At 46.6% G+C, this 20,440-nt stretch carries 24 protein-coding genes, 1 pseudogene and 1 riboswitch; of the genes and pseudogenes, 13 read left to right on the plus strand and 12 right to left on the minus strand.

What is annotated here, in order from left to right:
- The first annotated feature begins 461 nt into the window (after window positions 1–461).
- Both WQ57_RS20670 and WQ57_RS20675 read left to right on the plus strand, forming a co-directional pair.
- Complete coding sequence (locus WQ57_RS20670; protein WP_046525649.1) at window positions 462–1,787, plus strand: oligosaccharide flippase family protein; 1,326 nt, start codon at window positions 462–464, stop codon at window positions 1,785–1,787.
- A 115-nt stretch (window positions 1,788–1,902) separates the two neighbouring features.
- A complete protein-coding gene (locus WQ57_RS20675; protein ID WP_046525650.1) occupies window positions 1,903–2,277 on the plus strand; it encodes a DUF1284 domain-containing protein in 375 nt (124 codons plus the stop codon).
- Window positions 2,278–2,334: 57 nt separating this feature from the next.
- On the opposite strand, the gene WQ57_RS20680 is transcribed toward WQ57_RS20675, so the two are convergent.
- Both WQ57_RS20680 and WQ57_RS27525 read right to left on the minus strand, forming a co-directional pair.
- The gene (locus WQ57_RS20680) at window positions 2,335–3,015 is read right to left on the minus strand and encodes a TrkA C-terminal domain-containing protein (RefSeq protein ID WP_046525651.1); all 681 of its coding nucleotides are present in this window, start codon (window positions 3,013–3,015) and stop codon (window positions 2,335–2,337) included.
- Between the two features lie 70 nt (window positions 3,016–3,085).
- A pseudogene (locus WQ57_RS27525) lies at window positions 3,086–3,199 on the minus strand (hypothetical protein); the annotation flags it as partial.
- Window positions 3,200–3,513: 314 nt separating this feature from the next.
- Between WQ57_RS27525 and WQ57_RS20690 the strand changes: the two are divergent.
- Window positions 3,514–4,455 (plus strand): magnesium transporter CorA family protein, encoded by a 942-nt coding sequence (locus WQ57_RS20690; protein ID WP_046525653.1) that lies wholly within the window; start codon window positions 3,514–3,516, stop codon window positions 4,453–4,455.
- A gap of 77 nt (window positions 4,456–4,532) precedes the next feature.
- Here WQ57_RS20690 and WQ57_RS20695 read toward each other — a convergent pair whose 3' ends face one another.
- From WQ57_RS20695 to WQ57_RS20720, 6 genes are all read right to left on the minus strand, one after another.
- Complete coding sequence (locus tag WQ57_RS20695; protein ID WP_046525654.1) at window positions 4,533–4,865, minus strand: DUF3243 domain-containing protein; 333 nt, start codon at window positions 4,863–4,865, stop codon at window positions 4,533–4,535.
- A gap of 90 nt (window positions 4,866–4,955) precedes the next feature.
- Window positions 4,956–5,363 (minus strand): large conductance mechanosensitive channel protein MscL, encoded by a 408-nt coding sequence (gene mscL, locus WQ57_RS20700; protein WP_046525655.1) that lies wholly within the window; start codon window positions 5,361–5,363, stop codon window positions 4,956–4,958.
- Window positions 5,364–5,480: 117 nt separating this feature from the next.
- A complete protein-coding gene (locus tag WQ57_RS20705; RefSeq protein WP_046525656.1) occupies window positions 5,481–5,753 on the minus strand; it encodes an acylphosphatase in 273 nt (90 codons plus the stop codon).
- 182 nt (window positions 5,754–5,935) lie between these two features.
- Window positions 5,936–7,168 (minus strand): aminopeptidase, encoded by a 1,233-nt coding sequence (locus WQ57_RS20710; protein WP_046525657.1) that lies wholly within the window; start codon window positions 7,166–7,168, stop codon window positions 5,936–5,938.
- A gap of 72 nt (window positions 7,169–7,240) precedes the next feature.
- Window positions 7,241–8,515: an MDR family MFS transporter gene (locus tag WQ57_RS20715; RefSeq protein ID WP_046525658.1), complete on the minus strand. Its 1,275-nt coding sequence runs from the start codon at window positions 8,513–8,515 to the stop codon at window positions 7,241–7,243.
- A 289-nt stretch (window positions 8,516–8,804) separates the two neighbouring features.
- A complete protein-coding gene (locus WQ57_RS20720) occupies window positions 8,805–10,901 on the minus strand; it encodes a DNA topoisomerase III (RefSeq protein ID WP_046525659.1) in 2,097 nt (698 codons plus the stop codon).
- Between the two features lie 148 nt (window positions 10,902–11,049).
- Between WQ57_RS20720 and WQ57_RS20725 the strand changes: the two genes are divergently transcribed.
- Entirely contained in the window at window positions 11,050–11,721 is a 672-nt protein-coding gene (locus WQ57_RS20725) for a DUF421 domain-containing protein (protein ID WP_046525660.1), read from the plus strand.
- A 69-nt stretch (window positions 11,722–11,790) separates the two neighbouring features.
- Here the strand turns inward: WQ57_RS20725 and WQ57_RS27070 are convergent, their stop codons facing one another.
- Window positions 11,791–11,952, minus strand: a complete 162-nt coding sequence (locus WQ57_RS27070) for a hypothetical protein (RefSeq protein WP_173427594.1) — start codon at window positions 11,950–11,952, stop codon at window positions 11,791–11,793.
- A gap of 124 nt (window positions 11,953–12,076) precedes the next feature.
- On the opposite strand from WQ57_RS27070, the gene WQ57_RS20735 reads away from it, so the two are divergent.
- From WQ57_RS20735 to WQ57_RS26325, 3 genes are all read left to right on the plus strand, one after another.
- Window positions 12,077–12,649 (plus strand): peroxiredoxin, encoded by a 573-nt coding sequence (locus WQ57_RS20735; RefSeq protein ID WP_241481603.1) that lies wholly within the window; start codon window positions 12,077–12,079, stop codon window positions 12,647–12,649.
- 90 nt (window positions 12,650–12,739) lie between these two features.
- On the plus strand, window positions 12,740–13,114 hold the full coding sequence (locus WQ57_RS20740) for a DnaJ family domain-containing protein (RefSeq protein ID WP_046525663.1): 375 nt from the start codon (window positions 12,740–12,742) through the stop codon (window positions 13,112–13,114).
- Window positions 13,115–13,511: 397 nt separating this feature from the next.
- Window positions 13,512–13,599, plus strand: a riboswitch (cyclic di-GMP riboswitch).
- Window positions 13,600–13,632: 33 nt separating this feature from the next.
- A complete protein-coding gene (locus WQ57_RS26325; protein ID WP_084820340.1) occupies window positions 13,633–13,773 on the plus strand; it encodes a DNA-binding anti-repressor SinI in 141 nt (46 codons plus the stop codon).
- A 130-nt stretch (window positions 13,774–13,903) separates the two neighbouring features.
- Here WQ57_RS26325 and WQ57_RS20745 read toward each other — a convergent pair whose 3' ends face one another.
- Complete coding sequence (locus tag WQ57_RS20745; RefSeq protein ID WP_046525675.1) at window positions 13,904–14,227, minus strand: helix-turn-helix domain-containing protein; 324 nt, start codon at window positions 14,225–14,227, stop codon at window positions 13,904–13,906.
- A gap of 267 nt (window positions 14,228–14,494) precedes the next feature.
- Here WQ57_RS20745 and treR point away from each other — a divergent pair, with 267 nt between their 5' ends.
- The 3 genes from treR (at window position 14,495) to map (ending at window position 16,731) form a co-directional block, all read left to right on the plus strand.
- Window positions 14,495–15,217 (plus strand): trehalose operon repressor, encoded by a 723-nt coding sequence (gene treR, locus WQ57_RS20750; RefSeq protein WP_046525664.1) that lies wholly within the window; start codon window positions 14,495–14,497, stop codon window positions 15,215–15,217.
- Between the two features lie 127 nt (window positions 15,218–15,344).
- Window positions 15,345–15,860 carry a type 1 glutamine amidotransferase domain-containing protein gene (locus WQ57_RS20755; RefSeq protein ID WP_046525665.1) on the plus strand — a complete coding sequence of 172 codons (516 nt, stop codon included), beginning with the start codon at window positions 15,345–15,347 and terminating at the stop codon, window positions 15,858–15,860.
- A 121-nt stretch (window positions 15,861–15,981) separates the two neighbouring features.
- A complete protein-coding gene (gene map, locus WQ57_RS20760) occupies window positions 15,982–16,731 on the plus strand; it encodes a type I methionyl aminopeptidase (protein ID WP_046525676.1) in 750 nt (249 codons plus the stop codon).
- Window positions 16,732–16,774: 43 nt separating this feature from the next.
- Here map and WQ57_RS20765 read toward each other — a convergent pair whose 3' ends face one another.
- Window positions 16,775–16,999, minus strand: a complete 225-nt coding sequence (locus WQ57_RS20765) for a DUF1128 domain-containing protein (protein WP_046525666.1) — start codon at window positions 16,997–16,999, stop codon at window positions 16,775–16,777.
- A gap of 212 nt (window positions 17,000–17,211) precedes the next feature.
- Between WQ57_RS20765 and WQ57_RS20770 the strand changes: the two genes are divergently transcribed.
- Both WQ57_RS20770 and WQ57_RS20775 read left to right on the plus strand, forming a co-directional pair.
- Window positions 17,212–17,562 (plus strand): YtxH domain-containing protein, encoded by a 351-nt coding sequence (locus WQ57_RS20770; RefSeq protein ID WP_046525667.1) that lies wholly within the window; start codon window positions 17,212–17,214, stop codon window positions 17,560–17,562.
- Window positions 17,563–17,605: 43 nt separating this feature from the next.
- The gene (locus WQ57_RS20775) at window positions 17,606–18,412 is read left to right on the plus strand and encodes a YihY/virulence factor BrkB family protein (protein WP_046525668.1); all 807 of its coding nucleotides are present in this window, start codon (window positions 17,606–17,608) and stop codon (window positions 18,410–18,412) included.
- Window positions 18,413–18,701: 289 nt separating this feature from the next.
- Here the strand turns inward: WQ57_RS20775 and WQ57_RS20780 are convergent, their stop codons facing one another.
- Window positions 18,702–19,892: an MFS transporter gene (locus WQ57_RS20780; RefSeq protein ID WP_084820341.1), complete on the minus strand. Its 1,191-nt coding sequence runs from the start codon at window positions 19,890–19,892 to the stop codon at window positions 18,702–18,704.
- A gap of 138 nt (window positions 19,893–20,030) precedes the next feature.
- On the opposite strand from WQ57_RS20780, the gene WQ57_RS20785 reads away from it, so the two are divergent.
- A complete protein-coding gene (locus tag WQ57_RS20785; protein WP_046525669.1) occupies window positions 20,031–20,435 on the plus strand; it encodes an OsmC family protein in 405 nt (134 codons plus the stop codon).
- Window positions 20,436–20,440: the final 5 nt, after the last annotated feature.

The following is a 20,440-nucleotide window of genomic DNA, read 5'->3' on the forward strand; positions in this document are numbered from 1 at the left end:
ACAAGCCCCGTCAGTGCCCAAAATCCGCGAGGTCCGCCGAAAAAGGTAACTGACAAGCCCCGTCAGTGCCCGAAATCAACGAGCTCCCCGAAAAAAGGTAACTGACAGGCCCCGTCAGTGCCCAAAATCCGCGAGGTCCGCGAAAAAAGGTAACTGACAAGCCCTGTCAGTGCCCAAAATCCGCGAGGTCCGCCGAAAAAGGTAACTGACAAGCCCCGTCAGTGCCCGAAATCAACGAGCTCCGCGAAAAAAGGTAACTGACAAGCCCCGTCAGGCCCGAAATCCCCGAAGCCCGCCGAAAAAGGTTCCTGACAATCATCATCAACGTCCGCAACCCCTCTCCTAGCCCACAACGCCCCACCCCACTTCCTTAATCAAACGTTTGATCAAAGAATCCAAGGTTTATTTTGATGTCTTGTCTCATATGTATGAAGGGAGGACAGGTACAGAGGGGAGACAGCATGAAACTTTTTTTGCGCGGGGCGCTGGTTTTGATACTGGCGGCTTTTATAAGTGAGATAGCGGAGTTTTTGATTAATATGATTTTGGCGAGAGAGCTTGGCGAGGGCGGCATGGGGCAGTATATGACCGTGCTGCCGCTGATTTTCCTGATCATGATGCTGGCGAGTTTCGAGCTGCCTGTGTCGATTTCCAAGCTGGTAGCTGAGAAAGAGGAAATTTATCACCAGAGGATGCTGAGGGATGTAGTAAACATGACGATCGTTTTGTCGGCCGCCCTGTTTTTGCTCGCTGCGGCCCTCATCCCGGTGGTGCCGGTGTTTCAATCCTACCATCCTTTATTAAAATGGATGCTGCTTGGGCTGATTCCGCTGATGTCATTTTCATCCATTGCCCGGGGTTATTTCATGGGCCGCCAGCAGATGGGCAAAATCGCGGCTGCCAACCTGTTGAGAAGGCTGGTCCAGCTTTTGCTGCTGGCATCAGTGTACCAGTTTTTTGAATTTGAACGATCCACTGCCCTTTTGGTTGCCTTTTTCACGCTGGCAGCAAGCGAACTGGTTGTGTTCATGTATTTGGTCTACTTTTTTATCATCAGCTATCAGAACATGAAGCATTTTCCGCGCGAGAGCATGGGCAAGAAGGTTATTCGCCGCAATCTCCTGGCGATATCCGGACCAACTACGGCCTTAAGGATTTTTCACTCCTTGACTCATGCGGCCCAGCCATTTCTGATTAAAGCGGCCATCATCCATGCCGGCTTGCCGGTTGAAATCGCCAATGGACAGTTCGGGCTGCTGGCTGGCGTTGCTATGACGATCGGTTTCTTTCCGGCGTTCATCGCTCATTCATTTATGGTTGTCCTGATTCCGACGGTCGCGAAACACCATGCCGTCGGGGAATTTGAAAAACTGCAGAAAACATTGCAGCATGTGCTGCTGCTGACTTTATTCTATGGTGTTCCGGCGGTTGCCGTGGTCTATTTTTTTGCTGAGCCGCTAACCAGCCTTTTTGTTCATTCCGACAATGCGGCCTATTTTCTGCAGCTGCTGTGGCCGTATTTCCTGCTGCATTTTTTTGTCATTCCCTTGCAGGCATACCTGATAGGGCTGGGGCTGATAAAAGATGCTTTTTACCATACAGTATGGGCGACCATTGTGTCGTTTGGCACCATTTATCTTTTAGGTTCCCGGCCGGAGTGGCAGATGTCCGGGGTCATTGTTGGAATGAATGCCGGGGCCGTCCTGATGACCCTAATGCATTATCTGACTGTCTGTAAGAAAATCGGTCTTGTTTGGACCACAAAGCCATCCAGCCGCAATATTTGAAGGATTACAAAAGGAAGACGGCGAATAAGAGTGGAGATTATGTTCGGATGGAAGTGATGGAGTGGATAAAGTATTGAGAGGGCATCATCTCCTATGTGTCCATGGATTCAGGGGGATGGGGTACAGCCCTGATTTTATCGTGAAAATGGGGGGAATCGTCGCCGATATCCGAAACCCCGACAAGGAATTCAGCATACAGACTGTTGCCGCTTTTGATGATGCATGCATGGCCTGCCCTCACCGGGGACAGACAAAGTGTGAAGCAAATGAGGGTTCGAATGAACATGTGCTTTCAATGGACGGAAAGGTTATTGCCCATCTGGGGCTTTCCGATGGGGAAACCTATCAGAAAAACCAGTTGCTCAAGCTTACGGCTGAAAAGGTGAAACCGGATCATCTTGATTTTCTGTGCGAAGGCTGTTCCTGGCTTTCTTACGGTGTCTGCAAGGAAGGAATAGCGGAGCTCCGAAAAACATTTGGGATAGACTGAGCCAAAAAAGCTTGCAGACATTGCAAGCTTTTTTGGCTCGCCATCCACTGCAGTGCCTCAGGTTGTTTTGTGCTTAACAATTTCAGTGTCAAACTCATCCCTGATGGCGGTCCGATCTCCATACAAAATGGCTTTATCTCCTGCTTTCAATTCTATACTATAGCTTTCACTCCTGATCTTTTCGTTGTCCCGGCTGATAAAAAGGACCATGATATCCTTGTCCTTTTTTAGGATGTCACCAAAGCAGCTGCCCACATGTGGAGAATCCTCTTGAATTTCAATTTCAACAACCTCGTCATCTTCCCCGAAAAGCATAACGTCGGCTATGGGCAAATCTGCAAGCTCATCATGCTTTTTAACCTCATATTTAAATAGTCTTTCAAGTTGCTTTCTTGCCATCGGTGTTCGCAGCACAGCGACGACGGCCAGCAGCAAGGCGCCTAGATAAGCCGCAGCCTTGGTATAAAGAGTGTCGGCCAGCAGATTGCTGATGGCTGAAATGATGACAGCCAGGGAAAAGGCGCCAAACAGGATGAGAAAGGCTCCGATCTTCCTTCTGACAGGATGCTTGATGATCAGCTCGGATTCTCCCGTTGTGAAGCCTGTGGCTGTGAGCATAGAAATCACCTGGAAACGGGCGATGGGCCGATCAAGTCCGGTAGCCGCAAACAGAACAACATTGATTTCAATAACAGCAAAAATAATTCCCAGGTAGAGGAGAACAAATAGAAAGTCCATGAATTACCCTCCCTGTGCATGGAGTAATGTAAAAATAAAAAGCCTGAGGACGTAGTCCCCAGGCTGGGAGTTACTTTTCTTGAAGATTTTCGTTGTAGTAGTTTACCCCATACATGGAGCCTTCGCTGACCATCTTATTGTCTTCCACATCCAGAGGATCCGGGTTGCCCGCTTTAACCACTGGTACTACATCTTCCTCTTTAAACTTTGCTGGCGTCAGTTTTTCCTTGAGTCCTGCTGTAACATCTTTCACTTTATTAATATTATCCTTTGGATTCATTGCTACCCAGGCAGCTGCAGCGCCTGCTCCAATCAGCAGGGCCTGTTTAAGATTTGATTGCATGGATGTTTCCTCCTTTTTTCTCATCTAAAAGAATGAATGTTGTTCTTTTTTTACCCGGTTTACCGTCCTTGAAAACATGAAAGAAGGTTTCCAGTTTTAACTGCGGATAAAAGGGAAAAGATACAGAATAAGTATTTTGAAAGGATTAATGAACAATGGAATATTCATTTAATCATGATAAATGGACATGGATAAAGCTCGGGGACCACGATTTAGACGAGTTTGTTGATATGGCCGGCATACAACCTAATGCAAGGGATTGGCTTAAGCACGGGGATAAGGCAGCCACCAACAAATTGCATATCTATACTGCAGAAGAAGGCAGGGAATACATTTTTGGGTCGCTCGTCTATCAGCAGGACCTCGATAGCAGGGAAGATCGGAAGGTTTTTCACTTTTACCTGGAAAAAGGCAGGCTTGTGACAGCGAATTTCGACATTGATATTATAAAATCAAGCCATTCAGAAGAAATTACTCAACGATTTGAACAGGTTGATAATGCAATTGAAGGCTTTTTTATTTTGATTGGGGAAATCCTTACTTCCTATCTGCTTCACATTGATGAATTTGAAGAGCGCCTGGAAGATCTGATTTGGATTCTAAAGGAAGAAAATAAAATTCAGATTTTGGAAAAAATTGCGGATAACCGCCATGAACTTCTTATTTGGAAAAATTTAATGCTTCCTTTAATTGAAATTAAAATTGCGGCCGAGGAGGCCTTCGGGGATTGGGTTGCCGAGAAGAAGGAATACAAGAGGATGTGTAAACGGCTGGAGAGGGGGAGGGAGCTGATTAAGGAGCATCAATACGAAATCGATACGATGCTCAACCTTGAGGAAGTTGTCTCTTCCCATCGCGGAAACGAAATTATGAAAACACTGACGGTGATGACAATCTTGTTTACCCCAATTGCCGCCTGGGGGGCACTTTGGGGAATGAACTTTGAAGTCATGCCCGAACTGAAGTGGAAATATGGCTATGCTGCATCCATTGCTCTCATTGTCCTTTCTACTGTGGCCCTATATATCTACCTGTGGATGAAAGGCTGGACAGGGGACGTTCTGAAAACGAAAAAGAAGGACAGCTTTTTCCAATGAGTGGAGCACTGGCCTGGTAAGCTTAATAAGAGAACGCCCTCCTGCAACAGGAGGGCGTTTTAAGCGTCATATGGTCCTTACTCAGCCAATCTGACGAGCATATGGGCCAGCATATGCTGTTCCTCTTTATTGCCGACTTTCCACAGTTCACGGAGCAGCTGCTCTTCTCGGTTGCGGGGTTTCACGTTTTCCGCCAGGTAATCGGCGATTTTCTGGGCAGTCGCCGCCAGCTGCTCATCACTGAGCCCGGCGCTCTTGCCAAGCTGGATACGCTTGCTGAGATACGATTTGAACTCTTCAAAATCACCAAGGATTTCATCGGCGTCTTGTGAGGTCATGCGGTCAAGTGTATCATCGACCTTGCTTGTGTCTACTTCCCCGTTTTTATGGATCATATGGTTTTCTTCCATGTGAACAGCCTCCTTAAGGTAATGTAATACTTAAATAGCCTGTTCGTCCTAATGCTAAACCATCGGGGCATAAATGGCAGAATCGGTCCATTAGTGCTGCCTGGAGTTATGGTTATTGGCCTCTGCCTGCTGTTTTAGCAGGTCGCGAATCTCAGTAAGCAATTCTTCTTTCACGTCCGCCTCTACTTCTTCTATGATCTCTTCTTCCTCTTTTCTCCGGAAACGGCCAATCAGCCGGATGACCAAAAAGATGGAAAAGGCGATGATAAAGAAATCAACCACGGTCTGGATGAAGGAGCCATATTTAATTCCCTCTTCGCCGGGCGGATAGGAAAGGGCTGAAAAATTCACTCCGCCCATGAACAGTCCGAAGATTGGCATGATGATATCATTCACAAGGGAAGTGACGATTTTCCCGAAAGCGGAGCCGATGACTACCCCGACAGCGAGGTCAATCACATTGCCTTTCAGCGCAAATTTTTTAAATTCTTCCCACATATTGTACCTCCTGAAAGTGTCTCTTATATAATCCATTATTCTGATGAAAAACCGTTAAAATAGCAAGCTTATCCGAAAAAATAAAAGCAGAGGTTTGTATTGCCTCTGCGTTACAGTTTAGTATTTGATTGTAAAAGAGTTGTATCTTTCCTTGTGCTGCTTCTCCTCGATCTTCATTTCATCTACAGAAGAGAAGGGATTGCCGCTTCGGATTTCCTTCAGGAACAGGTCGAGATTTTCTTTTGTTCCTGAGGTTAGCATTTCAACCGAGCCATCCGGACGGTTCCTCACCCAGCCTGTTATTCCATGCTGGACAGCCATCATCTGTGCATAGTAGCGATATCCTACCCCCTGGACCTTTCCAGTAACCACAATTTGCAATTGCAACAAGATTTCGCCCCCAGACTCGCTGGTTAAACAGCGTAAATAAGTATATATACCTATGCACCTTTATTATAGCAATTATAATAGGACAGGATAATAGGAATATAAAAAAAGCAGCGTGGAAGCTGCCTTTTCAGTAAGTTAAGAATGTGAAATTTTGGCACTTAGATAACAAGGCGCTTGCGCTTTTATATCGCCCAGTCTCCATTTCGGAAGACTGGTTCTGATGAACCGTCTTCTTTGATGCCGTCAATATCCATTTGGGAGGAGCCGATCATGAAGTCAACATGGGTAAGGCTTTCGTTCAAGCCATGCTCTGCAAGCTCTTCCTTGGACATCTTTTTGCCGCCTTCAAGACAGAATGCATAGGCGCTGCCAATGGCCAGATGGTTGGAGGCATTTTCATCAAACAGTGTATTGAAGAAAAGCACATTGGATTGTGAAATCGGTGACTGATGAGGCACAAGGGCTACTTCGCCGAGGTAATGGGACCCCTCGTCCGTCGCCACCAGCTGCTTAAGGATTTCTTCTCCTTCTTCTGCCTGGACCGCAGTGATTTTTCCGTTTTCAAAAGTGATCTTGAAGTTGTCGATAATGTTTCCGCCGTAGCTTAGCGGTTTTGTGCTTGATACATATCCATTCACGCCTGTTTTCAAGGGAACCGTGAAGACCTCTTCTGTCGGCATGTTGGCCATAAAATCCTTGCCTTGTTCATTCACGCTTCCCGCGCCGACCCAGAGATGCTTTTCAGGCAGTTCAATGGTCAGGTCTGTGCCCGGAGCTTTGTAGTGAAGCTTTTTATAGCGTTTGCCATTCAAATATTCAACCTTTTCGTGAAGGTTGGCATTGTGCTGTTTCCAGGCTTCGATCGGGTTTTCGGCATCCACCCGGACGGCTTTGAAAATTGCTTCCCAAAGCTTTTCCACGGCTGCTTCCGGAGTTTCGCCAGGGAAGACCATTTTAGCCCATCCTTCTGACGGAGCGGAGACCACGCACCAGCTGATTTTATCGCTCATCATGTACTGTCTGTATGTAGATAATGCTTTTCCTGCTGCCTTCTGGAAGTTGGCGATCCGCTCCGGCTTGACTCCTTTTAAAAGGTCAGGGCTTGAAGAGACGACCGACATGACTGCAGCACCATTTTCAGCGAGTTCGGTCAGTTCCTTGGCACGCCATTCCGGGTATTCGGTGAACGCCTCATCAGGTGCCAGCTCATACTTGGTCCGGTTGACCACATCATCGTTCCAGTTGACAACCACGTTTTTGGCACCCGCTTCATAGGCTTTTTTTGTAACGAGGCGCACAAAAGGTGCGGCATCGAGTGTCGCATTTAGAATCAGGGTTTGGCCTTGCTGGATGTTAACCCCGACCTTGACGGCCAAATCCGCGTATTTCTCCAGTTTGGTTTGGAAATCGCTCATAGGTTCATTCTCCTTTTTTGACTCTTTTTTTTCATTTTAACGATTTTGCTGGCAAAAAGAAACCATCAGCAATCAGGATTGGCTTCCGCCCTGAAGCTGCTGCCTCTCATGCATGTTAAACATTATGCTAAAGAGGAAAGCGCTCAGCAAGGCAAGGGCACTGAGGATGAAAAAAGTCCACTGATAGCCTATCCAGACGGTGAGAGGAATCGAGATGGGAGCAATTGTCCGCCCAAGTGTATAACGCAGGCTGGCGGCCGCAAAATACTGCCCGCGCATATGGTCGGGAGCAAGTTTGGAAATAAAGCTTTGCTGAAGTCCTGCGGTCATCAATTCGGCCAGTGTGAAAACAGCCATGGCCAGTATTAATCCCCAAATCCATTGTGTCTGGCTGAACATCATCATTGACAAAGCATAAATAATTGAGGACAGGACAAAAATATTCCGTTCCCTGTACTTGGTTGCCCATTTGGTTACCGCGACCGTGAACAAGGCAACAAGGAATCCATTTTCCGAAAGAATCAGCCCAAAAGCCTGTTCGCCGCTAACAGAAAAAGAGTGGCTTCCAAATGCGAACAAAGTCTGGTTATCCACCTTTTCACTTGTGTAAACAGGAAAAAGGAGGTCAAGCTGCATGAAGGTCTGGGAAACAAGCACCCCTGCGATAATGAACATCAGGAACACCCTGTCCTGGACAATCAGTTTATAATCAGCGAGCTGACTGAGAAGGAAGGAGTACCATTTGCCGTCTTGATCCTGCCTTTTTATCGAATCGGGCATGGTCTCACGTGTCATTTTGGATAGGACGAAGGCAAGCAAGATGCAGATGATGCCTACGGCCAGCAGCAGATAAAACCGGTAATTCGCATAAAAAATGGCTCCGAGAATCGGGCCGACAACGACTGCGATATTGATGGAAGTATAAAAGATGGCAAACACGCTGCTCCGGTCCTTTTCCTCCACCACATCGGCAATCATTGCCTGGCTTGCAGGCCAGTAGATGGAGCCAAACACACCGACGATGGTGAATGAGATAAAACCGACCATGGGAGAGGTGAACCACGGGGAATCAGCTGCTGCGAAGAGAAGGAAGGCGAAGCCCTGCCCAAACGAGGCCAGGACCATCATTCTTTTGCGTCCGTAACGGTCAGCCAGATAGCCGCCCATCAAATTGGCAGCCACCGAAAACAGCTGTGAAAAAATCAATAACAACCCGGCTTTGCCTTTGCCAAAGCTCTCCGCAAAATAGATGGTCAAAAACGGAAAGAACATCCAGAAGCTGATGTTCATCAGCGCCTCCCCAAAAAGCCGGACCTTTAAATTTCGATCCCAATCCCTGATCCTCATGATGTTAACCCCTTATATATAATTAAAACTTCTATAACTCCAAGATGTATCATACTACCGGGGAGGAAGATTTTACAAGGTAAAATTCGGTGTGTGATTTCCTTTTTTTGGTGTTTGGAAAATAAAGCTGTCAATTTGGAAAATAAACTTCCTATTTTGGAAAGTAAATTGAAGGCCTTGGAAAATAAAACCCCTCTATTGGAAAACAAACCATGATCTTTGGAAAATAAGGCAACGCTACCAACTTTAGAAAAGCAAAAAGCAGCCCGGACAGGCTGCTTTCGCTGTATTAATCATTATCTTTTAAAGCGGCCTTCAGCAAGTCGCCGAGGCTTGTGCCAAATCCGGATTCTTCCGGACTGTATTTTTGCTTAAGTTTCCGTTCTTCGTGCTTGGAAACGGCTTTTTTCCGTTCTTCCGCCTTCTCGACAATATTGCAGCGGCGGCATTGGAAGTAAGTGCCGGCTTTGCCGTTATGAATTTCCATTTTCTTATGGCACTGCGGGCATCTTCTGTTGGATAGCTTCGGATCCTTATGCTTGCGGAAGCTGCACTGCATATTGGAGCACACCAGCACCCGGCCATCTTTTGTTTTCCGTTCTTTTAGGAACTCGCCGCATTCCGGACATTTCGAGCCGGTCAGATTATGGGCCCGATAGGATTTATCGCTGGCTTTGACCTCCGAAACGAGCTGGGCCGTCTGCTTGCGAATCCGTTCCTTGAACGCTTTTGGATTGCCTTTGCCGCGGGCAATTTCCTCAAGCTCTTTCTCCCACTTTGCTGTCAATTCCGGCGAAGTTAGTTCATCGTTCACAAGGTCGATCAGCTGCTTGCCTTTTTTAGTCGGATAAAGGCGGCTGTTCTGCCGCTCGACTGCTTCCGATGAAATCAGCTTTTCGATAATATCGGCACGTGTTGCCGGGGTCCCCAGCCCAAACTTCTCCATCCTGCCGAGAATGTCTGCTTCGGAATAGCGGAGCGGCGGCTCGGTCAGTTTTTTGTTCAGGGAAACCTCGCCGACAGTGAAGGCTTTGCCTTTTGCCAGCTGAGCCAGGCTTTGCTTCGGTTCCGGAGCATCATCATCCTTGCCAGTGACCTTTTTAAAACCAGGCTCGAGAACATTGGTTTCCCTAGCTGTCAGGGTTTCTCCGTTAGCATCGAACACGGCAGAGACGGTCTCGTATTCATAGGCCGGATAAAACAGCGCGAGGAAGCGGCGGACAATCATGTCATACAGCTTGCGCTCATCTGTTTCCAGGTCGCCAAGGTTCAAGCGTTCTTCAGTCGGGATGATGGCGTGGTGATCGGTTACTTTTTCATTATTGAACACGCGCCTTGCCAGCACCTTGCCTTTTTGGTTCAGCGCCGGCCGGACTTCGTCTTTATACCCGGACAAGATTCCCTGGAGTCGGTCTGCCATCGTCGCCTCCATATCGGTCGTCAAATAGCGGGAGTCGGTCCGCGGGTAGGTGACCAGCTTATGCTGTTCATACAATCCCTGCAGGACATTCAGCGTTTTCTTTGCCGAGAAGCCAAACCGCTTGTTGGCATCACGCTGCAGTTCTGTCAGGTCGTAAGGAAGCGGCTGAGGTTCGCTTTTCTTTTTTCTGTCCAGCGATTTTAAAACTGCTTTTTGGCCTTCAAGCTTGCTTTTGATTTGGTCTGCCTTTTCTGATGAAAACAAACGCTTTTCCCCATTCTGCTCCCATTCCGCGGAAAGAGGGCCGACCTTGGCCTGGATGGTCCAGTATTCTTTAGGGACAAAAGAATTGATTTCCTTCTCGCGCTGGATCATCATCGCCAAAGTTGGCGTCTGTACCCGGCCCGCGGATAATGGATCCTTATATTTGGTTGTCAGCGCACGCGAAACATTCAGGCCAATCAGCCAGTCAGCCTCGGCACGGCAAACAGCCGATTCGTATAGTGCCTCGAACTGCTGACCTGGTTTAAGCTGTTTAAAACCGTCCTTGATCGCTTTGTCCGTTTGGGAGGAAATCCACAGCCTCTTAATGCTTTTTCGCACCCCCGCCTTTTCAAGGATCCAGCGGGCGACCAGCTCGCCTTCACGCCCGGCATCTGTCGCGATGATGACTTCCTTGATGTCCTTCCGTTTCAGCAGGCTTTCAACCGCCTTGTACTGGGCGCTTGTCTGCTTGATTACCTTCAGCCCCATTTTATCTGGGATGATCGGCAGGTCCTCAAGCTTCCATGTGGTGTATTTGGAATCATAATGCTCCGGCATTTTCAACTCGATTAAATGCCCGAGCGCCCAGGTAACAATATAGTGGTTTCCTTCTATATAGCTTTTATGTTTTTGACTGCAGCCAAGCACGCGGGCAAGCTCCCTCGCCACACTTGGTTTTTCTGCAAGAACTAATGATTTCATAGAAACTCCTTTCAACTCTTGGTACTTCTCCTAGTATAAAGGAAAACCCGGAATTTTTGTATTCACCAAGGCCAAGGCTGACGTTCAGCGACTAAGGAGCCAAAAGTATGTCAATACCGTTAATAGACTTTCCTTGGAGGTATGTGAGTTGTATTGGACCATCCTGTTTGAAGTAATAGGCGGATTTTTCATTTTATATATCATTGTAAGACTGTTGGGGAAAACACAGATTAGCCAGATCACGCCCTTTGACTTCGTTTCGGCCCTCGTCCTTGGCGAGCTAGTTGGGAATGCCATGTACGATCCGGACACCGGATTTGGCGTTATTATTTTTACCAGCGGCATTTGGGGAGTTCTTATCTATGTGACCGAGATTATGACGCAGAAGTCGATTAAGATGAGGCGATTTCTCGAAGGCAAACCTTCCATTCTAATCCAGAAAGGGAATCTTAATTGGTATGAACTTAAGAAGAACCACCTGGATATCGACCAGCTGCAGCAACTATTGCGTGCCAAGGATGTATTTTCCATGCAGGAAGTGGACTATGCCATCCTGGAAAACAACGGCTCGGTGAGCGTATTAAGAAAGGCTGAGGCCGATCAGCCTACCTGCAGGGATCTGAACATACAGGCAGAAGAAAGGAAGCTGCCATACACAATCATCAGCGATGGAGAGATTATGAATGACAGCCTTCGTGAAGCAGGCGTGAACGAGGCCTGGATTATGGAAGAACTGGAGAAACAGGGGGTCATGAGGCCCGAAGAAATCTGCTATGCCGAATACATTCCAGGAAATGGGATCTATTTCCAAAGGTATTGAGGGATAACCAGACCTAAATGAAGCCAGGTCTGGTTTTTTGCATGGAACCCAAGTTTCTTATATAAAGGCTTATGCTTCCTCATCTTCAATTCGATTCTTGAAAGCTTCCTGAACAACGAGAAATTCCTCATCTTCCTGGGCCTCGGTTGTCCGCCCCTCTACTTGTGCTCCTTTTGGAAATTTTCCGGGATGTCCCTTTTGCTTATGCTGAAAACCCTGTCCTCTTCCCAAAGTGATGACCTCCTTTCTTTTGATGTAGTTTTCCCGTCAGGATTGTATTTATGATGGGCAATTTAACCGCAGAAGAGCATAGTTATATAAGGGGCATATAGTGCAGGGAGGAGGGGGAACATATATGGACACAAGCGGCGGAAATGCATCGGAAAAGCTACCAGCGGAGGATAAGTTAGCACCAGGAAACAAGGCACCTTTGTTTTCAGCAGAGGCATTGTCGGATAACCAGGTCGTTACAGTGAACCTGGAAGATTACAAAGGAAAATGGCTGATCCTGTTTTTCTACCCTGCTGATTTCACCCCTGTTTGAATGACAGAACTGGCGGCGGTCGCCGCTGTTCACCACCATTTAAAGGGATTGAATGCGGAGCTGCTGGCCATCAGTACCGACAGTGTCCAGGCCCATCATGTTTTTAAGCAAATCACCCCGGCTCTTGGCGGCTTGCCGTTCAGCCTCGTAAGCGACAGGAACCAGGAAATCAGCATGGCCTTTCAAGTGCTGGATAAATCTGCTGGTAACGCCTGCCGGGCTTCGTTTTTCATTGATCCTGAGCTCGTCGTTCAGGCCAAATTCAATTACCCTGAAAAAATCGGACGCAACTTGCCAGAGCATATCAGGCTGCTCCAGGCACTCCAATATTCAAGGGATACTGGGAATGGTACCCCAGCCAACTGGGTACCAGGGCCTTCGTAATATGGAGTAATCCAGAAATTTCCAGGTAGGAGCCTGGCAGGATTTAGAATATAATAGAGTAAATACATTTCCTGCCGGGGAGGAATTGCTGTGGATTTTGCCATGATTGTGTCAGAGGAGAAAATAAAAAAAGCTTATAAAGACGGAGAGTTTGAGCAGCTTCCGGGATACGGTAAGCCACTTATGCTGGAAGATGTATCAGGAATCCCCGAAGACTTGCGAATGGCCTACAGATTGATGAAGAATGCGGGATATGCACCCGAAGAGAATGCCTTAAGGCAGGAAGTGATGACAATTGAAAATCTAATCAGGAATTGTGAGGACCCTGAAGAAATAGAAGGGCTGAACAGAAAGCTAAGCGAAAAGCTGCTCCGATACAACGGCCTTATGTCAAAACGCGGTGCCCATACAAATTCAGCCGCCTTTAAGAATTACCGGCAGAAAATCGAAAACAAGCTTCTATAACAAAAAAATGCCTGCCTTTAATAGGGCAGGTTTATTTATTCCCTTTGTCGTCTTGGAGTTCGGGTTTGCACATTTTATCCAATTTCACTCCAATCAAAATCATGGCAGCAATGGGGATGGCAAAATTCAGGATATGAATGGCCGTCAAACAATCACCTCCATATAAGATATACATCATATAAACAGTATAATCGATTTGTCACAAAACTGACACAAATTAATTAAATATTTAGAATTTATTCACGCTCGATTCAGCGAGATATATGTCTGTGAAGAATGTCATAATAAATCGCTAAAATTGTGAGAATTTTTTATTTATACGACATTTTTCTACACCATTTTTTGGAAATGGGAAGTACAATAGTACCATAAAATCTGAATTATAACGGACTAAAGGAACAGAAAAAGGCAAACCATTTGAAAGGATGGGACGCAAAGTCACGGGTCTAAGGAATCACTCATTCTACGACAGCCGGATTGCCTGGAATACGTTTCGTATTTTGGGGGGAATAAGATCGATGGAAAAGATGGAGCTAGGAGAATTGGATTTGGAATGGGTGGAACTCATCAAGGAAGCTTTGGAAATGGGCCTGGACAAAGAGGAAATCAGGAGGTTTCTTAATAGCAAGAACGAGGAAGTCCTGATGGCGGGAAGTTAGAATGGGAGGTTACATAGTTTGAATTTTAAACGACTCTTGAGGGGGTTGTTTTTTCTTTAAAAAGAATTTAAAGGTGCTTGCACTTTTTTGAGCAAAAAGAGCCCCTTAAAAAAGGAACTCCTACCAAATACTATTTGTTTTGGTTGCTTCTCCATTTATTGAATTCAAGAAACTCCTTGAATTGCTCTTTGGATATTCCGGAATCCATTGCTTCGCGGACAAGGCCAATCCAGTCCGAGTCCACATATTCCTTATTAGGTTCATCGTGGATCAGCCGATCGATGGGAATATTCAAAACCGAGGCTATTTTCTCGAGAAATTGTATCGAAGGGTTTTTTTGAAGATTTCTCTCAAGCGAACTCAGGTAGGATTTTGCCACTCCTGCCTGTTCTGCGAGCTCGGACAAAGACATTTTTCGTTCCTGGCGGTATTTTTTCACTCTTTCTCCAATCACTGCTTTCACACACCTTTTTCTTCTATGGAATAATGATAGCAAATCCGAAATCCGAGTTCCATATGGCGAACATCGATTGAACAAAATTAATCCTTTATTACTATTGCAATGGTACATTAGTTTTATCAAAACTGCCATGCGGTAATTGATAATATCATTAAATTATTCGCAAAAAAAGAGAATTTTATGAGGATTTGGGGAAATGTTTCTCAAATAACATGAAAACGGGTAGAATGGTATCAATTAGTGAGAAATAATGGTGAGAAGATGAAGAACAAATACTTGGTCATTTATGATGAGCTTGCCCGGAAAATCCAGGAAGGCGAGTATCCTGCCAGAACCATCCTGCCCTCGGAGAATGAATTGACCGAAACGTATCAGACCTCCAGGGAAACGATCAGGAAAGCCTTGAACCTGCTTGCCCAAAAGGGATTGATTCAAAAGATCAGGGGCAAAGGCTCAATTGTGCTCGATTTGAAAAAACTGCAATTTCCAATCTCGGGCCTTGTCAGTTTTAAGGAACTTGCCGGACAGATGGGAAGCAAAGCCGAGACAGCGGTTGAAAAGTTTACCCTTGGCCTCCCTGACGAGGAGATTGTGAAGCAATTGAATGTAAACAAAGAAGAGCCAATCTGGAGCGTCACCCGGGTGCGTAAAATTGATGGCGAAAAAATCATCCTTGATAAGGACCATCTGGTCGAAAAATATGTGCCTGGCCTTACAAAAGAGGTGTGCGCCCAATCCATTTTTGATTTCATTGAAGGGCAGCTTGGCAGGAAGATCAGTTTTGCTAAAAAGGAATTTACCGTTGAAGAGCCATCAAAGGAAGATCGGACCTATCTGGACATGGAAGGCTTCCATGCCATTGTTGTGGTAAAAAACTATATCTATTTTGACGACGCTACATTGTTCCAGTTTACAGAGTCAAGGCACAGGCCGGACAAATTCCGGTTTGTCGATTTTGCCAGAAGAATGGACCGGGTCACCTGAGAAGCAGCCGCAAAGAGCGGCTGTTTTTTTAAAAGGCTGAACAAGGCGCTTACGCTTTTCTTATGTTTTATAAAGTGTCCATGGGGAAGAAGTACAAGTGGACAAACTTTTAGAAGGAGTGAGCGAAATGGGTAAAAAAATAGCGTGCGTGCTTACCAATCAGTTCGAGGACTCTGAATATATTGAACCAGCAAGAGCGTTCATGGATGCTGGACACGAAGTGGTCACGATTGAAAAGGAAGGCGGCAAGGAAGTGACTGGGAAGCAAGGTGAAGTCACAACGAAGATTGATAAGGGCATTGATGAAGTGAATCCAGCCGATTTTGATGCGTTGTTCATTCCGGGCGGCTTTTCACCGGACTTGCTGCGTGCAGACGAGCGTTTTGTTAATTTTGCCAAGTCGTTCATGGATGAAAAGAAGCCTGTCTTCGCCATTTGCCATGGACCGCAGCTCCTGATCACGGCCAAGGCTCTTGAGGGACGGGATGCAACCGGCTATAAATCCATTGCTGTTGATATGGAGTATGCTGGAGCCAATTATGCGGACAAGGAAGTGGTTGTCTGCCAAAAACAGCTGGTCACCAGCCGGCAGCCCAATGATATACCAGCCTTTAACCGCGAGGCTTTGAACTTGTTGAAATAGCTAGCTGCCTACAGAAGCCTTTTTGCTGCACGCAAGAAGGCTTTTTTTGTGTTTTTTACAGTCTGCAGCGTATAAGCTAATATAAGGATAAGAAATGAAACTTTTTCAGGGAGATGAAGGAATGATTGTTTTGAAATCGGAGCGGGAGATTGAGAGGATGCACGAGGCAGGGAAACTGCTGGCTGCCTGCCATAAACAGATTGCCAGGATGGTTAAGCCGGGAATCTCGACTTGGGAAATTGATGAATTTGTTGAACGCTTCCTTGGGAAAAATGGGGCCAAACCCGAGCAGAAGGGATACAGGGGTTACGAGTATGCCACTTGTGCGAGCATCAACGATGAAGTATGCCACGGATTTCCCCGTAAGGAACCCCTCAAACAGGGAGATATCGTAACCATCGACATGGTGGTGAACCTTAACGGAGCGCTTGCCGATTCTGCCTGGTCTTATCCCGTCGGCGATGTATCGGGCGAAGCGGAAAACCTGCTGCAAGTTACGAAGGAGGCGCTTTACCGGGGCATTGCCCAGGCCGTTCCCGGAAACCGGATTGGCGACATTGGCTATGCCATCCAGAGCTACGTCGAAGAGGAAGGGATGTCGGTTGTCAGGGAATTTATCGGGCATGGAATTGGAGCTTCCATTCATGAGAAACCCGATATCCCTCACTTTGGACTGCCGGGAAAAGGGGCGCGCATTAAGGAAGGAATGGTTTTTACAATTGAACCAATGGTCAATCTTGGAGAATGGAAAACGAAAATGGACGGCAACCGCTGGACCGCCCGCACCATCGATGGGAAGTTGTCCGCCCAATATGAACATACGATCGCGGTAACCAAAGATGGAATCAAAATCCTGACCGAACAGGAATAGGAAAAAGGCGGCAATGCGTCCGCCTTTTCGGTGTTGAATTCCTTTACTGTTTTCTTAAGCTTCCTAGCTCTTCGGCAATGGCTTGCATTTCATTGATGCTGAAGGAATCCTTTTTAATGATCATCTCATAAATATCGCGGAGTTCTTCATACATTTCTTCATCAAAATGTGATGGCTTGATGGCGCCCATGTTTAAAACATTCAGCTTTTCCTTGATCTTTTCTATCATAAATTCAACATTTTCAGCAGATTTTACTGAAAGGTCCATTTTCTTCATCCTCCCGCCGTTTGTACCAACATCTTTCCATGTTCTTAAATAAATGTCAACCAAATTTAAGGGGATGTTGTTGTTGCAAACAGGAGTAATTTTCATTATCCCGGGACAAAGATTTAGCCTCAAACTTGCATATAAGCAGGGAAATGGACGAAAATGGTAGTAGGTTATATTCTTTTAAATCACAATAGGAAGGATGGGACAGTATGGCAAGTTCGAAGAAGTTCTGGCTGGGAATGGCACTTGGCGCAGTTGCTGGCGGGGCAATCTCTCTTCTTGATAGAGGAACAAGAGCCGCCGTGAGGGAAGATTTCCAAAAAGCGTCCGGCAGTATCGCATACATAGCCAAACATCCCGATGAATTTATCGAGGATGTTAAGGATACGGTATATAAAGTCAAGCATACGATTGAACAGGTATCTGATGATGTCGCTTTTATAACGGAAAAAGTGGAGGAAATCCGCGATGTTCCGCCCCAGGTGGCCGAAATTGTGGAAGATGCCAAAAAAGTGATCAACAGAATGGGCAAACCTGAAGGCGAGGCTTCAGGTTCCTAGCGAAGGGGACAGGCTATCCAATTAGTGGGCAAAGGGGTGCACTATGATTGATTTGTCTTTTTTTAGGGGAATCTGGCGCAGGATACACGAGGACGAAGTTCCTGCCCTGGCTGCCCAGTTAGCCTATTTCTTTTTGCTCAGCTTGTTTCCGCTTCTCATCTTCCTCGTGTCACTCCTGCCGTATTTGCCGATAAGCCATCACGATATTATGCATTTCATCAGGGACTTTGCACCGGGTGACACGGCGGATTTTTTCAATAACAACATGGAAAATGTACTTAAAAGGGACGGAGCCTTATTATCTTTTGGAATCTTGGCCACACTGTGGTCCGCTTCCAATGGAATCAATGCCGTTGTGCGGGCTTTCAATAAAGCCTTTCGCGTGGAGGAGACCCGCTCGTTTATAGTTGCCAGGCTCATGTCGATTGTCATGACAGTTGCGATGATCTTCGTTTTTATCCTGGCTCTGCTTCTGCCGGTATTTGGACGCGAATTAGGTGAATTGATTTTTTCGCAGCTTGGAATGAAAAAGGAGTTCCTTGACACCTGGAATACGATGCGGTGGATGGTTTCCCTGTTTGTTCTATTCTTTGTTTTTACCGGACTTTACTGGATTGCCCCGAATAAAAGGCTGAAAATAACCTCAGCACTCCCGGGCGCCTTTTTTGCTACTGGCGGCTGGGCGGCTGCTTCCTGGGCTTTTTCTTTCTATGTCAGTAATTTCGGTCGGTATACAGTTATTTACGGACCGATTGGAGGCGTGATCGTCCTGTTGATCTGGCTGTATTTATCGGCTTTCATCATCATTATCGGCGGTCAAATCAATGCCTATTTCAGTGAAAAGAAATAAAGGCTGCCTGCCTTGTTTTTCCTGAGAAGAATATGCCCTATTGGCAAAAGCTATAAGAGAGGCAGATGCCTCACTTTTTTGGATAACTGTCCAGCTCCAGCGCTTGTCGGTGCTGACAAGGCGTTTGCGCATTTCTTATAGGAGGCGATCAGGATGGGAAAAGGCAAAACGAAACAAAAGGGCAAATCCAGTCCGAAACATAAAACTTCAAGTTCTGCTAACAAATCGAACGGATACCACTAATGAAGAAAGGGAGCTGAAGATCAGCTCCCTTTTCCTCTGTTATGTTCTATGCGGTGCTGGACTCCTTCGCGGTTAGTGCCGGCCTGAAGCTGATCAGGGCGAAGAAAATCAGCAGGAGCATGGTACTGATTACATAGAAGAAGCCTGCACCTTTTAAGTGCTGAATCGCCAGACCTCCGATAAGCGGTCCTGAAATGCTTCCTAATGAAAAGAAGATACTTACCATCAGGTTGCCTGCCGGCAGGAGCGGCCGGGGAAGCAGGTCCGCCATAAAGCTAATGCCAAGGGAGTAGGTGGAACCAACGAGCATCCCGGCAACAAAGAAGCAGATGAGCAATCCGATTACGGAATCCTGGAGCATAGCGGCTGCTGTAAAGCAAATAAAGCCGGCTAGCATGACAGCTGGCAGGACTCTTTTTCGGCCAAACCGGTCGCTAAGGATTCCAAGCGGCAGCTGGAAAACGATGCTTCCAGCGGCAAACGCAGGCAGGATAATGGCCACAGCGCCAATTTCAATCCCGTTCCTTAGTGCATATACAGGAAAGTTCCCGTTGAGGGATGCTTCCAGGAATCCGTAGCCAAATGGCGGAAGGAACGCGACCCATGCATACTTGAACACCTTGCCAAAGCGTTTCATGGTACCAAAGAAGGAGCCTGTTTCCAAATCCTTTTCGGGAAATTCGTTCTTGAGAACCCAGACAAGCAGCCACGCTGTCAGGCTGATGGCGGAAGATATGATAAACGGCAGCGCTTCGCTGACTTCCAGCAGCCTCGTCAGAAGCGGTCCCAGCGTGAAGCCCAGCCCAAAAAATAAGCCATAAAGGGCGATGTTCCGGCCAAGGCGGTCCTTTGGAGACGCCGATGTAATCCATGTTTGGGTTCCGAAGTGAAGCATATGGTCTCCAATGCCAATCAAGAAACGAAGAATGAACCAAAACCAGAACGATTTCCAGATTGGAAAAAGTGCAAGTGACAATACCACCACAAAGCCGCCAGTCAGAATGATGGGCTTATAGCCAAATCTTCTAAGCGGACCTTCCATTAAGGGAGAGGCAAGGAGGATTCCTATATAAAGACCGGTGGCATGGAAGCCGTTCATGGAGGATGACAGGCCATCCTGCTCAAAAATGATTGCAATCAAAGGAAGTAGCATCCCCTGAGATAAACCCGAAATGGCTACGATGCTAACAAGAATCCAAAAGTGAAATTTATTTCCCATGTTTTTACTCCGTTCCATATTATTCCTCCTTGATGGTAACTGAGAGCCACTCCCCTGGCAAGGGAAATGTTTTTAATGTATAAGGTCGGGAAAAATAGTATACTCTCTCTTAGACGCACAGGTTCAGGTGAACCTGGGAAAGGGAGAGGAACGGGAATGGAATTTAAAATGAAAAAGGACGTTGGTTTTTACGCAGACCTCGGTTTTGGCCGGCTTGATGTAGCGAGCGATGAGGAATATGGTTTCCGGCCATACCAGCTTCTTGTGGCTTCTGTTGCCGTCTGCAGCGGTGGAGTCCTGAGGAAAATCCTCAACAAAATGAGGCAGGAATTCAGTGATATAGAAATTAAAACGGATGTAGAGCGCAACTCTGAAGAGGCGGACCGTGTGGAGAAAATCACTGTCCATTTCAGGATTACCGGCACAAACCTTAGCGAGAGCAAACTTGAAAGAGCCATGGAGCTCACGCGGAAGAATTGCTCGATGGTTCAATCTGTCATTGGCAGTATTGAAGTGCATGAGACGTTTGAAATCATCCCGAAACCGCCTGTTTCCAAATAAAGAAG

This window comes from Mesobacillus campisalis, assembly GCF_000986785.1.
GTDB classification, from domain to species: Bacteria; Bacillota; Bacilli; order Bacillales; family Cytobacillaceae; genus Mesobacillus_B; species Mesobacillus_B campisalis.

What these genes read in the sequence shown, in the direction of transcription:
- WQ57_RS20710 (WP_046525657.1), bottom strand. Translation starts at nt 7,168, where the DNA reads ATGAGCGATTTCCAAACCAAACTGGAGAAATACGCGGATTTGGCCGTC.
- WQ57_RS20785 (WP_046525669.1), top strand. Translation starts at nt 20,031, where the DNA reads ATGGAATTTAAAATGAAAAAGGACGTTGGTTTTTACGCAGACCTCGGT.
- WQ57_RS20715 (WP_046525658.1), bottom strand. Translation starts at nt 8,515, where the DNA reads ATGAGGATCAGGGATTGGGATCGAAATTTAAAGGTCCGGCTTTTTGGG.
- map (WP_046525676.1), top strand. Translation starts at nt 15,982, where the DNA reads ATGATTGTTTTGAAATCGGAGCGGGAGATTGAGAGGATGCACGAGGCA.
- WQ57_RS20770 (WP_046525667.1), top strand. Translation starts at nt 17,212, where the DNA reads ATGGCAAGTTCGAAGAAGTTCTGGCTGGGAATGGCACTTGGCGCAGTT.
- WQ57_RS20755 (WP_046525665.1), top strand. Translation starts at nt 15,345, where the DNA reads ATGGGTAAAAAAATAGCGTGCGTGCTTACCAATCAGTTCGAGGACTCT.
- WQ57_RS20780 (WP_084820341.1), bottom strand. Translation starts at nt 19,892, where the DNA reads ATGGAACGGAGTAAAAACATGGGAAATAAATTTCACTTTTGGATTCTT.
- WQ57_RS26325 (WP_084820340.1), top strand. Translation starts at nt 13,633, where the DNA reads ATGGAAAAGATGGAGCTAGGAGAATTGGATTTGGAATGGGTGGAACTC.
- mscL (WP_046525655.1), bottom strand. Translation starts at nt 5,363, where the DNA reads ATGTGGGAAGAATTTAAAAAATTTGCGCTGAAAGGCAATGTGATTGAC.
- WQ57_RS20680 (WP_046525651.1), bottom strand. Translation starts at nt 3,015, where the DNA reads ATGGACTTTCTATTTGTTCTCCTCTACCTGGGAATTATTTTTGCTGTT.
- WQ57_RS20695 (WP_046525654.1), bottom strand. Translation starts at nt 4,865, where the DNA reads ATGGAAGAAAACCATATGATCCATAAAAACGGGGAAGTAGACACAAGC.
- WQ57_RS20720 (WP_046525659.1), bottom strand. Translation starts at nt 10,901, where the DNA reads ATGAAATCATTAGTTCTTGCAGAAAAACCAAGTGTGGCGAGGGAGCTT.
- WQ57_RS20690 (WP_046525653.1), top strand. Translation starts at nt 3,514, where the DNA reads ATGGAATATTCATTTAATCATGATAAATGGACATGGATAAAGCTCGGG.
- WQ57_RS20765 (WP_046525666.1), bottom strand. Translation starts at nt 16,999, where the DNA reads ATGGACCTTTCAGTAAAATCTGCTGAAAATGTTGAATTTATGATAGAA.
- WQ57_RS20675 (WP_046525650.1), top strand. Translation starts at nt 1,903, where the DNA reads ATGGGGTACAGCCCTGATTTTATCGTGAAAATGGGGGGAATCGTCGCC.
- treR (WP_046525664.1), top strand. Translation starts at nt 14,495, where the DNA reads ATGAAGAACAAATACTTGGTCATTTATGATGAGCTTGCCCGGAAAATC.
- WQ57_RS20670 (WP_046525649.1), top strand. Translation starts at nt 462, where the DNA reads ATGAAACTTTTTTTGCGCGGGGCGCTGGTTTTGATACTGGCGGCTTTT.
- WQ57_RS20775 (WP_046525668.1), top strand. Translation starts at nt 17,606, where the DNA reads ATGATTGATTTGTCTTTTTTTAGGGGAATCTGGCGCAGGATACACGAG.